This is a genomic window from Pseudomonas sp. R4-84, from assembly GCF_054130985.1.
The window spans coordinates 2,123,099-2,138,163 of sequence record NZ_CP096390.1 but is presented as its reverse complement, the minus strand read 5'-3'; the positions used below and the strand labels follow the sequence as shown (position 1 = coordinate 2,138,163).

Below are 15,065 nucleotides of genomic sequence, written 5' to 3'. Positions count from 1 at the left end.
ACTCTTATGGGATTTTTCTTACAAGCGCCGCCAGTCAGTTCACAGCGACTTATGGTTTCGGTGACCAGCGTATCCTTGCTCGCGATGGCGTGGGTCAGCTTGCCAAAAGGGTGAATGTAATGACCTCATCGCGAGCAAGCTCGCTCCCACAAGGGATAGGCATAAAGCTACAGACCCGCCAGATAAGCCCAGGGAAAAATCCCCCGCTCATGCCCATCGCTAAAGACCAACTGCACCCCGTAGCCCTGCCCATTGACCTCAACCACCCGAACCCGCGAATCCACCTGAACCGCCAATCCTTGCAGGCGAAACGCTCGACACCGCGAGCATGGGCATTGCCGGCGCAGCTCGGCATGGTCCAACTGTTGTTCGCGCCCATCAGGCCAACTCAGGCGCAACAGCCCCTTCTCCCGTGAATTGCCAATCGCCAGCGGGCTCATTGCAGTTGGCCCAAGGCAATGCGCACAGCCTTGCGTACCTCCGGATCGCCATCCTCCTGGGCGGCCTGCAACGCCGCAATGGCAGCAGGATCGTTCAACTCGCCCAAGGCCAGTGCTGCCTCCTTGCGCAGATTGCTGATGCGGTGGCCCAGGGTTTCGATCAATGCCGCCAGGGCCGGGGCGTAGCGCAAACGACCCAGGCTGCGGGTCGCCCGCAAGCGCACTTGCCAGTAGTCGTCCGCCAGGGCATCGATCAGGGCCGGGCCGGCATCGGCGTGACCGACCTTGCCCAGCGTTGTAGCGGCTTCTTCGCGAACCGCCCACGCCGGGTCCCGCAAGGCCTGGCGCAGGGCTGGCAACACTTGCTCATCCGAAGCCAGGCCAAGGGCACCGGTGGCCGCGCGGCGTACTTCGCTGTCCGGGTCATCACTGGCGAGCCGGGCCAAGGCTGGCAAGGCGCCGAGGTGCTTGAGCCAGCCCAGCACGCCAACCGCTTCGCGGCGCACGCCAGCATCGTCATCGGCCAGGGCGGCGATGGATGCTGGCGCGGCATCGCCCAGGCGCAACTCGCGCAAGGCCCGGAAGGCCGCGACGCGGACACCGGCGTCGGCATGTGTCGTCCAAGGCAGGATCACTCTTCCTGCCGCCTCGCTCTTGAGCAGGCTCAAGCTTTGGGCAGCAGCGGCCTGCACCGTTGGTGATCGATCGGTCAGGGCTTCGCACAAGCCTGCGACCACCGGCTCGTCCTCCCAGGCTTCGAGCAATCGCGCGGCTTCGGCGCGCACCTCGGCGCTGGGGTCACTGGCCAGGCGATCCACAAGCCACAACAGGCCTTCGGGCTCTTCAAGGTCGGCCAGTTCGATAAGGGCGATGCGGCGCACACCGGCGTCCTCGTCGGTAAGACGCGGTTGCAGGGCGAGAATGTCTTGGTTGTCGGTATTTTCAAATAGAGAGGTCATAGGGCAAATCGCGGCAAGGAGGTTTCAGGAGGCAGCCCGAGAGGATTGAGGCGCGGCAATTGCTGGCCATCTTCATGACGCAGCAGCTCAAGGCAGTGGCGCTTCAATCGGGAGAATTCAGGGCTCGTCACCAGCTCAGTCGTGCGTGGCCGAGGAAAATCCAAGCGCAGATCCTCGATGATGCGACCCGGCCGTGGGCTCATCACCAGCAAGCGATCGGCCAGGAATAGCGCCTCGTCGATGTCGTGGGTGACGAACACAACGGTGGTGCGGATGCGCGTCCAGATGTCCAGCAACAACTCCTGCATGTTCAAGCGCGTCAGTGCATCCAGCGCGCCGAAGGGTTCATCCATCAGCAACAAGCGCGGGCGGTTCACCAGCACCCGTGCGATCTCCACTCGCTGCTGCATGCCACCGGAGAGCTGGTCCGGCCAGTGCCCGGCAAAACCCTCCAGGCCCACCGAGGCGAGCATCTCATCGGCGGCTCGTTGTCGTTCGACTTTGCCCAGGCCACGCATCTTCAGGCCAAAGGCAACGTTGTCGCGCACGCTGCGCCATGGAAACAAAGTGTGCTGCTGGAACACCATGCCGCGCTGAGGCGAGGGACCGGCCACCGGCACCGCGTCGACGTTCAGCGTGCCGGTGCTCGGTTGCAGATGCCCGGCAAGGGCACCGAGCAAGGTCGATTTGCCGCAACCGGACGGCCCCAGGATGCAGACGAACTGGCCCGCCTCGATCTGGCAATCAAGCCCCTGCACCGCTTCGAAGGCCTGGGCACCCTGGCCCAGGACAATGGACAACTGGCGGATGTCGATCCGCCCTTCAGGCGTTTGCATTGCACTCATCAGGCTTTTCCTCGGGGCCGGTGCCAAGGCGTGAACAACCCGCCCAGGCGCTTGATCAACAAACTACTGCCCATCCCCAGCACGCCGATCAGCAACATGCCGACCACGATGTCGGGGTAGTTCTGCACGGTGTAGGACGCCCAGGTGTAGTAGCCGATGCCGTACTGGCCGGCGATCATTTCCGCCGTCACCAGGCAGAACCAGGACGTGCCCATGCCGATGGCGAGGCCAGTGATGATGCTCGGCGCGGCGCCCGGCAGAATCACTTCCAGCAGGATGGCCCGGCGTCCCGCCCCGAGGCTTTTCGCTGACGCGACCAGCCGCCGGTCCACCCCTTCGACGCCGTGCACGGTGTTGAGCAGGATCGGGAACAGCGCGCCGGTGAAGGTGATGAACACCATCGACAATTCCGACGACGGGAACATCAGAATCGCCAACGGAATCCAGGCCACCGCCGGGATCGGCCGCAGGACTTCCAGTGGCGGCAACAGCAAGTCTTCGGCCCATTTCGAACGACCGATGGCCACGCCCAGCGCCACGCCAATCAGCAGCGCCGCACCGTACCCGGCAAAGACCCGCCCCAGGCTGCTGCCCAGGTGCCGCGCAAGATTGCCCGATTCCCCCAGGCCAAGCGCGGCCTGGAGTACCGCCAATGGGGCCGGGACGTTGGCGAAGGTCACCAGGCCGAGGTCCCAATGACCGTCGGCGGCGAGCTGCCAGAACAGCAGGCAGAGCAGCAGTGAAGCGGCTCGCAGGAGCCAGCGTTTGGGTGATGGGTACACAAATCTTCCTCCGGAGTGGAATCCTTGTGGGAGCGAGCTTGCTCGCGATGGCGTCAGGTCAGTTGAAATCGAATTGGCTGACACACCGCTATCGCGAGCAAGCTCGCTCCCACAGGGGACGGTGTCAGGTCAACGGGCGGCGACCGCCTGGGTCGTCGCCTCGGTGAAATCCAGGACCTTGCCGCCCTGCTGCGCGGCAAACTGCTCGGCCTGCCCTTTCAACAGGAACGCGCTGAGCTGGCCCTTGGCATCGCTGGCGAACCACGCCTGCTCGGCCAGCAGCTTGATCCCGCTGTCGCTGGCCTGTGCGTAGACGGCTCGGATACCCTTGCCTTCCTGCTTGAGGCTCGCCAGCGCGGTGAAGGCTGACTGCGCGGAGGCGTAATGGCGCACTTTCGGCTCGCCGCGTACCCAGATTTCGGCCACGTGGCGGGCATCGGTGATGGCCTGGCCGGTCGCAGTATCGGCGCTGCCAAGCGGGGTCTGGGCGTAGTTGGCCAGTTGCGCGGTGTAATCCAGGTTCGAGGCCTTGAAGGCGGCGCGGATGTACTGGTCATCGATGAAGGTGTTGAGGTCCAGCCCGCGATCGGCTTTCTTCAGCAGCTTGAGGGTGTCGATGGCGGTGCCCACGGCCTGGCGGTATTCCGGTTTCCAGGTCAGGTCGCGGGTCTGCACGCCCAGCGGCCCGTGGAACAGATAATTGACCTCGGCATCCACGCCGGTGACCTTGGCGATCAGCTCGCTGTACTTCTCAGGCTCGGCGGCCAACAACTGGTTGGCTTCGATGGATGCACGCAGGTAGGCGACGACGATTTCCGGGTACTTCCTGGCATAGGCCTGGTCCACCAGGGCGCCATGGAATGTTGGCGTCTTGGCCTGGGCGCCATCGTAGATCTTGCGGGCAAAACCACGGCTGGGGAACAGTTCGGCGAACGGCACGAAATCAGCGTGGGCGTCGATCTTGCCGGCCTGCAACGCCGAGCCGGCGACCTCCGGTGGCTGGGCGATGATGTTCACATCCTTGAGTGGATCCCAGCCTTGGGCCGCGACGGCGCGCAGCAGCATGCCGTGGGCAGTGGAGGCAAAGGGCACGGAAATGGTCTTGCCCTTGAGCTCGGCCAGGGATTGAACGCCCGAGGCGCTCGGCACGACGATGCCATTGCCGCTGCCCTCGGTGCTGCCCGACAACACGCTGATGAACAGGCTGTGCTTGCCAGCGGTTTCGAACGCCACGCCATTGAAGGCGCCGGGGAAATCGGCCATGGCGCCGAAGTCGAGCTTGCCCGCCACCATCTCGTTGGTCAGTGGCGCGCCGCTGGTGAAGTTTTTCCACTGGATGTCGTATTGGGCATCCTTGTACGCGCCGTCGTGGGGCAGGTATTTGTCCAACAGGCCCAACTCCCGAATCAACAACCCACCGGCGGCGCAGTTGATGGTGGTGTCCTGGGTGCCGATGGCGATGCGGATGGTTTCTGCCTGGGCAGGCAGGGTCAATGAAGCCAGTACCAGACCGGCCAATGCTGCACGCAATAACATGGGTGTGTCCCCTCGAATCGTTTATGGGTATTTCGTCTCCGCCGCGATCAGGGCGCGGTGGGAAACGAGGGGTGTTCTGGGTTTAGCGTCCGGGGTGGCCGGATGGCTTTTGTGGTGTCTGTGGTGGCCTCTTCGTCGGAACGCCGCCCGGAGCAGGCTCACTCCCACAGGGTTTATCGGTGTACACAACTATCGCGACTGGCTTCAGTCCACTGTGGGAGCGAGCCTGCTCGCGATGGCGTCGTCGCAATCAGCGCAACAGATACGGAATCTCGACTTTCACCGCCCCCGTCGGGCAGTCTTTTTCACAGGGCATGCAATACCAGCACTCATCGAACGCCATGTAGGCCTTCTGCGTTGCAGGGTTGATCGCCAGCAAGTCCATGGGGCAGACATCGACGCAGACCGTGCAGCCTTTGTGGGCGATGCATTTGTCCTCGTCCACGGTGACGGGGGCGTTGGAGCGGAAGAAGATTTCCTGGGGTTGGTAGGCCATGGGCGTTCTCTTTGAGTGAAGGGTTCAAGCCGCGTCGGCACCGACCCGCAGCCGGTCATAGGCCTGCAGCTCGTCGGCATCGAGGGCGATGATGTAGGGCTCGATCGCCTTCTTGAAGGAAGTCATCTGTCCGTCCTCGCCTTTCTTCAGGTGGCAATGGCAGAACCAGTCGCTGTCGTTGCGCTGCGGGTGGTCGACCCGATAGTGGTACAGCCCCCAACGGCTTTCCGCGCGAAACAGCGAGGCGCGGGCGGCCATTTCGGCGCAGTCGCGGATGACGCTGACCTCCATGGCACGCATCAGCTCATGGGCGTTGTGAGCCTTGATCTGATCCAGGTCGCGCTGGATATCGCTGAAGCGTTGCAAGCCGATCTGCATTTTTTTCGTGACCTTCGGCGGCTGCAGGTAATCGTTGACGAAACGTCGCAGCTTGTATTCCACCTGGGCCGGCGGCAGGCCGTGCTCGCGCTCCAGTGGCGCGTAAACGCGCGTCCTCTCCCGTTCGATCTGCCCGACGTCCAGCACCGAGAAATCCTTCCCCGCCACAAAATCCGCGGCGTTGTTGCCGGCAAACCAGCCGTAGGTGAACGCACCGAGCATGTAGTTGTGCGGCACCGCCGCCATGTCACCCGCCGAGTACAACCCCTTGACCGAGGTTTCCGCCCGCTCGTTGACCCACACGCCCGAGGCCGAGTGACCGCTGCAAAAACCGATTTCGGAAATGTGCATCTCTACCATCTGCGTGCGGTAGTCGGTGCCACGGTTGGCGTGGAACTGGCCGCGACTGGGGCGTTCGTTGCTGTGCAGGATCTCTTCGATGTTCTGGATGGTCTCCTCGGCCAAGTGATCGAGCTTGAGGAACACCGGGCCATTGCCGCCTTCGAGTTCCTGGTGGAACTCCCACATCATCTGCCCGCTCCAGTAGTCGCATTCGATAAAGCGCTCGCCCTTGTTGTTGGCGGTGTAGCCGCCCAGCGGACCGGTGACGTAGGCGCACGCCGGGCCGTTGTAATCCTTGATCAACGGGTTGATCTGGAAGCATTCCAGGTTCGCCAGCTCGGCACCGGCGTGATAGGCCATGGCGTAGCCGTCGCCGGCATTGGTCGGGTTTTCATAGGTGCCCATCAGGTAGCCCGAGGCCGGCAACCCCAGGCGTCCCGCGGCGCCGCAGCAGAGAATGACCGCTTTGGCCTTGATCACATGGAAGTCGGCGGTGCGGCAATCGAAGCCCATCACACCGTTGACCGCCCCCGCTTGGTCAGTCAGCAAGCGCGTGCAGACCAGACGATTGGTGATGCTCACCCGCGCCCGCTTCAACTGCCGGTACAGGACTTTCTTGATGTCGTGCCCTTCCGGCATCGGCAGCACATAGGCACCCATGTGGTGGACTTTTTTCACCGCGTAGTCGCCGGTTTCGTCCTTCTCGAACTTCACGCCCCAGCGATCCAGTTGCTCGATCGTTTCGAAACTGTGCGTCGCGTAGGCGTACACCGCCGCCTGGTTGACGATGCCGTCGTTGGCGATGGTGATTTCCTTGGTGTACTGCTCGGGCGTCGAATGGCCCGGGATAATTGCATTGTTCAAGCCGTCCATGCCCATGCTGATGGCGCCGCTGCGCTTGACGTTGGCCTTGTCCACCAGCAGGACGCGCAGGTCCCGGTTGCGTTCCTTGGCCTTGATCGCCGCCATGGGGCCGGCGGTACCACCACCGATGACGACGATGTCGTATTCCTGTTCGAGGGTATTCGTTGAGCGTTGGGTCATGCCTGCGTCCCTTTTTGCCGGTCGATCCGCAAGCGATACTGGAAAGCATCGCCGCGGTAGTAGAGGTATTCGAAATCCAGCGGTCGCCCATCGGCGCCATGGGTCAGGCGTTCGATGCGCATCACGGGCGACCCTGGCTCGACCTCCAGGGCTTGGCACAGCTCGCTGTCGGCCAGCACCGCATCGATGGCAAGGTCCGCGTGGCCGAGGGCCAGGCCGCAATCGTTTTCCAGAATCAGGAAAATGTCCCGTGTAACCAGATCGGCTTTTTCCAGGCGCTCGCCGAGGTCCTTGGGCAGGTAGGTAATCTCCAACGACACCGGTTCGCGGTTGATCAGCCGCACCCGTTTGATCTGCGCCACCACATCCCCCTCCGCAACCTTCAACCGCTCGGCCACCGGCTTGTCGGCGGGAATGAATTTGAAACTGCGAAGACGATTGATCACCTCGAAGCCGCGGCCGGTCATGGACTCGGCCAAGCCCTGGAGGGTGCTGACGTTCTGGAAGGTCTTGGGTTTTGCGACAAAGGTGCCTTTGCCATGGATCTTGAAAATCAGACCTTCCTTTTGCAGGTCCCCCAAGGCTTGGCGCACGGTGATTCGGCTGACGCGAAACAACGCACCCAGCTCGCTTTCCGAAGGCATCTGGCTGCCTTGGGGGTATTCACCGTCGAGAATGCGCGTGCGCAACAGGTCGCGCAGTTGCAGGTGCAGCGGCACGCTGCTGAGGGAAAGAACGTTGTCAGGCATGGCTTCAGTCACTTGTCATAACGAGTTATGACGTGATCTTAAGGAAACCTCCCGAGTCTTGAGAAATACCGTTTGGACATATCCTTAGAGTCGGCTCAGGGCAACAGCAGCCCCTGCTCCCGCTCGCACAGCTGCACCACGTAATCCCATAGCACCCGCAGCCGCACGGATTTATGCAGTTCGCGGCGGGTGCTGATCCAGTAGCTGCGGCAGAGGGTTTCGTCCGGGAGCAAGGGCACCAGCGTCGGGTCGCTGCCGGCCATGTAACACGGCAACACGGCGATGCCCAGGCCCGATCGCGCGGCTTGCTGCTGGGCGATGACGCTGGTGCTGTGGAATACCACCCGGGGCTTGCGGCAAAAACTGTTGAGGAACATGAGCTCCTGGCTGAACAACAGATCGTCGACGTAGCCGATCCAGGCGTGACGGCCCAGATCTTCGCGGCTGCGCAAGGGCGGCGAGCGATCCAGGTAGGCCTGGCTCGCATACAGCGCCAGGCTGTAGTCGGTGAGCTTGCGTGTCACCAGCAGGTCGGCCGCCGGTCGTTCGAGGTGGATACTGATTTCCGCCTCGCGGTTGAGAATGCTGACGAAGCGCGGCACCGCCACCAGTTCCACCTCAAGTCCCGGATAGCGCTGGAACAACCCCTCCATGCGACTGGCCAGGAACATGATGCCCAGCCCTTCCGTCACGCCCAACCGGATCTTGCCCAAGGGTGCGCTGGATTGGGTGATGTCCTCTTGGGCCAGCAACGCGACGTTTTCCATGGCCTCGGCATGCTTGAGCAGCGCCTCGCCCGCCGGGGTCAGTTCATAACCCTGGGCGTGCTGGACAAACAAAGCCGTGCCCAGGCTTTTTTCGATGGCCTCGATGTGCCGGGCCACGGTGGCATGGGTGGTGTTGAGCCGTCGCGCGGCCGTCAGCAAGCGGCCGCTGCGTTGCAGTTCCAGGAAGTAGCGCAAGTCATTCCAGTCGAACATGAGCCATCCTTGAAAACGCCTGAACCCGGGATTGTTTATAAACGCTCAGCAGGTGCGCAAAAACTAACATTCTTTTGACGAAAACTAACAACTACGATGAGCCAACAAGAACAATAAATGAGGTCGCGAATGCAACCTGTCGTCGATGAATACGATTACGTGATCGTGGGCGCCGGCCCTGCCGGGTGCTTGCTGGCCAATCGGCTGTCGGCCAACCCGCAACACCGGGTGCTGCTGCTCGAAGCCGGCGGGCGAGACAACTATCCGTGGATTCACATCCCGGTCGGCTACCTGTTCTGCATCGGTAATCCGCGCACCGACTGGTGCTTCAAGACCGAAGCGCAACCGGGCCTGCAGGGCCGCGCCCTGAGCTATCCGCGCGGCAAGGTGTTGGGCGGCTGCTCGTCCATCAACGGCATGATCTACATGCGTGGCCAGGCCGCGGACTACGATGGCTGGGCAGCCGAAGGCAACGCTGGCTGGTCCTGGAAAGACGTCCTGCCGTTGTTCAGGCAAAGCGAAAACCACTTCGCCGGAGACTCCGAACTTCACGGCACGGCCGGCGAATGGCGCGTCGAGCGCCAGCGCCTGTCATGGCCGATCCTCGACGCCTTTCGCACCGCCGCCGAGCAGAGCGGCATCCCCAACGTCGAGGATTTCAATGGCGGCGACAACGAAGGCTGTGGCTATTTCCAGGTCAACCAGAAAGCCGGGATACGCTGGAACGCGGCCAAGGCTTTCCTCAAGCCGATACGCAATCGCCCCAACCTGACGGTCTTGACCGAAGTCGAAGTCGACCGCGTTTTGTTGCGCGATGACCGCGCACACGCTGTCAGCGCTCGCTGGCAAGGCAAGGCCATGAGCTTCAAGGCTCGCAAGGAAATCGTCCTGTGCGCCGGAGCCGTCGGTTCGCCGGGCATCCTGCAGCGCTCCGGGATCGGCCCGCGCAGCTTGCTGCAACGCTTGGGCATTGGCGTGGCGCACGAGTTGCCGGGCGTGGGCGGCAACTTGCAGGACCATCTGCAACTGCGGCTGATCTATCAACTGGAAAACGCCCGCACCCTGAACCAGATCGCCGGTACGTTGTGGGGCAAGATGGGCATGGGCCTGCGCTACCTGTATGACCGCAGCGGCCCACTGTCCATGGCGCCCAGCCAACTCGGCGCCTTCGCCCGCTCGGGGCCGGAACAGACTTCGGCCAACCTCGAATACCATGTGCAGCCATTGTCTCTGGAACGCTTCGGCGAACCCTTGCACAGCTTCCCGGCATTCACCGCATCGGTGTGTGACTTGCGCCCGATGAGCCGCGGCCGCGTGGACATCCGCTCAGCCGATCCGAGTGAAGCGCCGTTGATCCAACCCAACTACCTGAGCCACCCCGAAGACCTGCGGGTCGCGGCCGACGCGATCCGCCTGACCCGAAGAATCGTCGCCTCCCCGGCCCTCGGCGCCTTCAAACCTGTGGAATACCTGCCGGGACCCAGCCTGCAGACCGAAGAGGAACTGCATAAGGCCGCCGCCCGCATCGGCACGACGATCTTCCACCCGGTGGGCACCTGTCGCATGGGCCAGGACGGCGACGCCGTGGTGGATGCGCAACTGCGCGTGCACGGCATCAAGGGCCTGCGCATCGCCGACGCCTCGATCATGCCGCGCATCATTTCGGGAAACACCTGCTCGCCGACGTTGATGATCGCCGAGAAGGCAGCGCGGATGATCCTCGAACCCACCACTGTCAGCATCACAAGCCAAAAGGAGCCGGCCACAGTCTGAAAGACACTGGAGATCCCTGTGGGGAGCGAGCCTGCTCGCGATGACGGTGTGTCAGCTAACGTTCATGTCGACCACCACACCGCTATCGCGAGCAGGCTCGCTCCCACAGGGAAAACATTTGGATCAAGAAAGTGTGTCACATCAGGAGACGCCCCCACCCGGCGTCGCAGTGGAACAACAAAAACAATCACTGTGAGGGATACCGCTATGTCTGAACATGTTCAGCCCCTGGAAGCCACGCGCAGCGCCGGCACCAGCCAGGAAACCCAGAAAGTCATTTTTGCCTCGTCCCTCGGGACGGTGTTCGAGTGGTACGACTTTTTCCTCTACGGCGCCCTTGCGGCGGTCATCAGCAAACAGTTCTTCGCCGGAGTGAATGACACCACGGCGTTCATTTTCGCGCTGATGGCCTTCGCCGCCGGGTTCATCGTGCGGCCGTTCGGTGCGCTGGTGTTCGGGCGGCTGGGGGACATGATCGGGCGCAAATACACCTTCCTCGCGACCATCGTCCTCATGGGCCTGGCCACGTTCTGCGTCGGCCTGCTCCCCAACTACGCCAGCATCGGCATCGCCGCGCCGGTCATCCTGGTGGTGCTGCGCATGCTCCAGGGCCTGGCCCTGGGTGGTGAATACGGCGGCGCGGCGACCTATGTCGCCGAGCATGCGCCGATGGGCAAGCGTGGGTTCCACACCAGCTGGATTCAGTCCACCGCAACATTGGGGCTGTTGCTGTCGCTGCTGGTGGTACTGGGTTGCCGCTACTTCACCGGCGATCAGTTCGAAGTCTGGGGCTGGCGCATTCCGTTCCTGCTGTCGATCCTGCTGCTGGGCATTTCCACCTGGATCCGCCTGAGCCTGCACGAGTCGCCGGCCTTCCTGAAAATGAAAGAAGAAGGCAAGTGCTGCAAGGCGCCGATTCGCGAATCGTTCGGCAAATGGGAAAACCTGAAAGTGGTGCTGATCGCCCTGTTCAGTATCAACGCCGGGCAAGCGGTCACCTTCTATGCAGCGCAATTCTACGTGCTGTTTTTCCTTACCCAGTTCCTCAAGATGGACCCGGCCCTCGCCAACAGCCTGCTGATCGTCAGCGTGGTGATCGGCGCGCCGTTCTTCATCTTCTTTGGCTGGCTGTCGGACAAGGTCGGGCGCAAACCGGTGCTGATGATCGGCCTGCTGTTGGCGACGGTGCTGTACTTCCCGATCTTCAAGACGCTCGCCCATTACGCCAACCCCGCCATCGACCTGGCGAGCCGTCAGGCGCCGATCACGGTAGTCGCCGACCCGGCCACGTGTACCTTCCAGTTCGACCCGGTGGGCAAGGCCCGTTTCGACAGCCCTTGCGACAAGGTCAAAACCTTCCTGGTCAAGCAAGGCCTGCCCTACAGCAGCGTCGCGGCACCGGCCGGCAGCACCGTGCAGGTCAGCGTCGGAGACGTGAAGCTCGAAGGTTACGACGAAGCCGCCCTGCGTGGCGCGGTGACCCTGGCCGGTTACCCGCAACAAGCCGACGCCCAGCAGATCAATCGGCCGATGATCGTGGCCCTGATCGTCGCGCTGATCATCATTTCGGCGATGTGCTACGGCCCGTTGGCGGCCCTGATGGTCGAACTGTTCCCAACCCGGATCCGCTATACGTCCATGTCCTTGCCCTACCACATCGGCAATGGCTGGTTCGGCGGTTTCCTGCCCACGGTGTCGTTCGCCCTGGTGGTCTATACCGGGGACATTTTCTACGGGCTGTGGTACCCGGTCGTGATTACGGGGGTGAGCCTGGTGGTGGGGATGATCTGCCTGCGGGAAACGCGCAACGTGGACCTGGACACCAACTGAGCACTCATCGGACCCTTTGTGCCGAGGGGTTCCATCCCCTCGCCACGGGTGCTGTCGTCAGCTCAGTGTACCGAGTGGCTCTTGACCGTGCTCTCCACCAGATCCAGCATCTGCCCCAGCGCCCATGGCTTGGCGATGAACGAGGCCTGGTGCTTGATCCCGGCGCTTTCCGGGGTTTCGAAGCCCGACATGATCAGCAGCGGTATCTGCGGCCAACGATCCCCGGTCAGGTTGGCCAGGTCGGCCCCGTCCATTTCGCCGGGCATGGTGATGTCGGTGAGTAACAGGTCCACGTAATCGGCGCTTTCCTCCAGAAATGTCAGCGCCGAATCGGCGCTTTCCCTGGGCTCGACGACAAATCCTTCGTCCTCCAGGATCTCGCAGAGGAATTCCAGGATGGTCGGATCATCCTCGACGACGAGAATCAAACGTGTGCTCGCCTGTCCGTTGCCCTTCGGCATCGAATTCATGAAGTGACTCTCCTTGATTCCATTAACATGCTTTGCGGTTTGAGCCGCTCTGAAAGTTATGAGCGATGCCCTTGCGATAAATTCATTCTGCTTGCCCATCCAGTCGCCGGGCTGTCTTGCCAAGCGGGTCGTTGCAACGCAGCGCAATGTTTTATCTGTATATCCATACAGATAAAGCTTGCCCCGTCGCCAATCCCTGACCATGCTAGCGCCCCATGAAACCTGCTTAGGAAGAGGCGCGATGCGGCTGTACCTGTGTGAAAAACCGTCCCAGGCCAAGGACATCGCCGCGGTACTGGGCGCCACCCGGCGCGGCGATGGCTGCTGGCTGGGCGCGAACGTCACGGTGACCTGGTGCATCGGCCATCTATTGGAGACCGCGCCGCCCGACGCCTACGATGCCCGCTACAAGCGCTGGGTGCTGGCCGACCTGCCCATCGTGCCGGCGCAATGGAAGATGACCGTCAAGCCGAAAACCGCCAGCCAGTACAAAGCGGTCAAGCGCCTGTTGGGTGAAGCAAAGGAACTGGTCATCGCCACCGATGCCGACCGCGAGGGCGAAATGATCGCTCGGGAGCTGGTGGAGCATTGCCGCTATCGCGGACCTATCCAGCGCCTCTGGCTATCGGCCCTGGACGAAGCCTCGATCCGCAAGGCCCTCGCCGCCCTCAGGCCGGGAGCGGAAACCTTCAACCTGTATCACTCGGCACTGGGTCGCTCCCGGGCCGACTGGCTGATCGGCATGAACATGAGCCGCCTGTTCACGCTGCTGGGGCGCCAGTCCGGTTATCAAGGCGTCCTGCCGGTGGGCCGCGTGCAGACACCGACCCTGCGACTGGTGGTGGATCGCGACCGCAGCATCGCCAACTTCGTACCGGTCGCCTACTGGGCCATCGACGTGCAACTGAGCCATGCCGGCACGGCGTTTGCCGCCCAGTGGCGCGCCGACCCGGATGCCTGCGACGATCAGGAGCGCTGCCTGAACCAGGCCCTGGCGCGAAATGCTGCCCAGGCCATGGGCAACGCCGCGACCGCGCGGGTGACCAAGGTTCGCACCGAACGCCTGCGCGAGGCCCCGCCGCTGCCGTTCGACCTCGGCACCTTGCAGGAAGTCTGCTCGAAGAAACTTGGACTCGGCGCCCAGGAAACCCTGGACATCGCCCAATCGCTCTACGAGACCTACAAGCTCATCACCTATCCCCGCAGCGATTGCGGTTTCCTGCCCTTGAGCCAGCACAGCGAAGCACCCGCGATCCTGGCCGCCCTCGCCCAGGCCGACCCGGCCCTTGCCCCGCTGCGCGATCACCTGCAGCCGCAGCGCAAGTCCCGGGCCTGGAACGACGCCAAGGTCAGCGCACACCACGGAATCATTCCCACGGCAGCGGCGAAGAACCTCGACAAGCTCGCCGCAAAGCAACGGGCCGTCTATACGCTCATTCGCGCACGTTACCTGGCGCAATTCCTGCCCAATCATGAATACGACCGGACCCAGGCCGACTTCGATTGCGCTGGGCAAGACCTGCGCGCGGTGGGCAAGCAGATCGTCGAACTCGGCTGGAAACGCGCCCTGCCCGAAGCATTGGCGCCCGCACGAGGTCGCGAAGCCCCCACGCCGCAAACCTTGCCGCCACTGGCCGAGGGCCGCGATTGCAACGTCGACGCGGTGACGCCAAAGGATTTGTGGACCCAACCGCCCAAGCCCTTCACCGAAGGCGACCTGATCAAGGCGATGAAAAACGTCGCCAAGCTGGTGGAGGATCCGCTGCTCAAACAGAAGCTCAAGGACACCACCGGCATCGGCACCGAGGCGACCCGTGCATCGATCATCCAGGGCCTGCTCGACCGTGGTTACCTGGTGAAAAACGGCAAGGCCTTGTCGGCTACCCCAGCCGCCTTCAGCCTGATCGACGCCGTGCCTCGGGCGATCGCCGACCCCGGCACCACCGCCATCTGGGAACAGGCGCTGGACATGGTGCAAAGCGGCGAGATGAGCCTAGAGGAATTCGTCACCCGGCAGGCCGCCTGGATGAGCAAGCACGTCGCCCGCTGCCAGGGGATGAGCTTGACCATCAGCGGCCCGGCCAGCCCCGCCGGGCGAGGCGCCACGCCGTGGAAGAACAAGCGCAAGCCGGCCAAGCGCAAGGCTGGGGGCGCGCCGCGCAAAACCAAGGCCAAGGCCACCTGACCGTCAGATGAGATCCCTTGCCACAGGTAATGACTCGCGGCCTTTTTTCATACCCAAACCATTTTGTCCGACAATATGTAGTGACCAAAAATAATCACTACAAAACCGTTGACGCCTCCGATTTGCCCTTGCATGATGCAGACGTCTCCCCGATCGGGAGTACAGGCAAATGTTTGAGCAAGCTCGTCTGACCGCCGAGCTGTTTTTTTGGATAAGGGACTGCCCACAAGGCAGATTGAAGGTGCTGACCTGGCAT

Annotated in this window: 13 protein-coding genes; 3 read left to right on the top strand and 10 right to left on the bottom strand. The window is 62.7% G+C overall.

The window, feature by feature from the left end; all coding sequences use genetic code 11:
- Positions 1–167 precede the first annotated feature (167 nt).
- The 9 genes from M1D68_RS09945 to M1D68_RS09905 form a co-directional block, all read right to left on the bottom strand.
- A complete protein-coding gene (locus M1D68_RS09945) occupies positions 168–440 on the bottom strand; it encodes a DUF971 domain-containing protein (protein WP_434650658.1) in 273 nt (90 codons plus the stop codon).
- Complete coding sequence (locus M1D68_RS09940) at positions 437–1,399, bottom strand: HEAT repeat domain-containing protein (RefSeq protein ID WP_420764513.1); 963 nt, start codon at positions 1,397–1,399, stop codon at positions 437–439. The genes M1D68_RS09945 and M1D68_RS09940 overlap by 4 nt, the downstream gene beginning before the upstream one ends.
- Entirely contained in the window at positions 1,396–2,244 is an 849-nt protein-coding gene (locus M1D68_RS09935; RefSeq protein ID WP_420764514.1) for an ABC transporter ATP-binding protein, read from the bottom strand. Before M1D68_RS09935 ends, M1D68_RS09940 begins: the two co-directional genes overlap by 4 nt.
- The gene (locus M1D68_RS09930) at positions 2,244–3,026 is read right to left on the bottom strand and encodes an ABC transporter permease (RefSeq protein WP_420764515.1); all 783 of its coding nucleotides are present in this window, start codon (positions 3,024–3,026) and stop codon (positions 2,244–2,246) included. Before M1D68_RS09930 ends, M1D68_RS09935 begins: the two co-directional genes overlap by 1 nt.
- 129 nt (positions 3,027–3,155) lie before the next feature.
- Positions 3,156–4,562, bottom strand: coding sequence for an ABC transporter substrate-binding protein (locus M1D68_RS09925; RefSeq protein ID WP_457970175.1), 1,407 nt, complete (start codon positions 4,560–4,562; stop codon positions 3,156–3,158).
- 250 nt (positions 4,563–4,812) lie between these two features.
- Entirely contained in the window at positions 4,813–5,058 is a 246-nt protein-coding gene (locus M1D68_RS09920; RefSeq protein ID WP_003180418.1) for a 4Fe-4S dicluster domain-containing protein, read from the bottom strand.
- Positions 5,059–5,082: 24 nt separating this feature from the next.
- Positions 5,083–6,822, bottom strand: coding sequence for a fumarate reductase/succinate dehydrogenase flavoprotein subunit (locus tag M1D68_RS09915; protein ID WP_457970174.1), 1,740 nt, complete (start codon positions 6,820–6,822; stop codon positions 5,083–5,085).
- Positions 6,819–7,571, bottom strand: coding sequence for a GntR family transcriptional regulator (locus tag M1D68_RS09910; RefSeq protein WP_420764518.1), 753 nt, complete (start codon positions 7,569–7,571; stop codon positions 6,819–6,821). Before M1D68_RS09910 ends, M1D68_RS09915 begins: the two co-directional genes overlap by 4 nt.
- 95 nt (positions 7,572–7,666) lie before the next feature.
- Positions 7,667–8,551, bottom strand: coding sequence for a LysR family transcriptional regulator (locus M1D68_RS09905; RefSeq protein WP_434563482.1), 885 nt, complete (start codon positions 8,549–8,551; stop codon positions 7,667–7,669).
- A 129-nt stretch (positions 8,552–8,680) separates the two neighbouring features.
- Here M1D68_RS09905 and M1D68_RS09900 point away from each other — a divergent pair, with 129 nt between their 5' ends.
- Both M1D68_RS09900 and M1D68_RS09895 read left to right on the top strand, forming a co-directional pair.
- Positions 8,681–10,324, top strand: coding sequence for a GMC family oxidoreductase (locus M1D68_RS09900; protein ID WP_457970172.1), 1,644 nt, complete (start codon positions 8,681–8,683; stop codon positions 10,322–10,324).
- A 207-nt stretch (positions 10,325–10,531) separates the two neighbouring features.
- A complete protein-coding gene (locus M1D68_RS09895) occupies positions 10,532–12,154 on the top strand; it encodes an MFS transporter (protein WP_420764521.1) in 1,623 nt (540 codons plus the stop codon).
- 62 nt (positions 12,155–12,216) lie between these two features.
- Here M1D68_RS09895 and M1D68_RS09890 read toward each other — a convergent pair whose 3' ends face one another.
- On the bottom strand, positions 12,217–12,624 hold the full coding sequence (locus M1D68_RS09890; protein WP_420764522.1) for a response regulator: 408 nt from the start codon (positions 12,622–12,624) through the stop codon (positions 12,217–12,219).
- A gap of 241 nt (positions 12,625–12,865) precedes the next feature.
- Between M1D68_RS09890 and M1D68_RS09885 the strand changes: the two genes are divergently transcribed.
- Positions 12,866–14,809 carry a DNA topoisomerase III gene (locus tag M1D68_RS09885; protein WP_457970170.1) on the top strand — a complete coding sequence of 648 codons (1,944 nt, stop codon included), beginning with the start codon at positions 12,866–12,868 and terminating at the stop codon, positions 14,807–14,809.
- Positions 14,810–15,065: the final 256 nt, after the last annotated feature.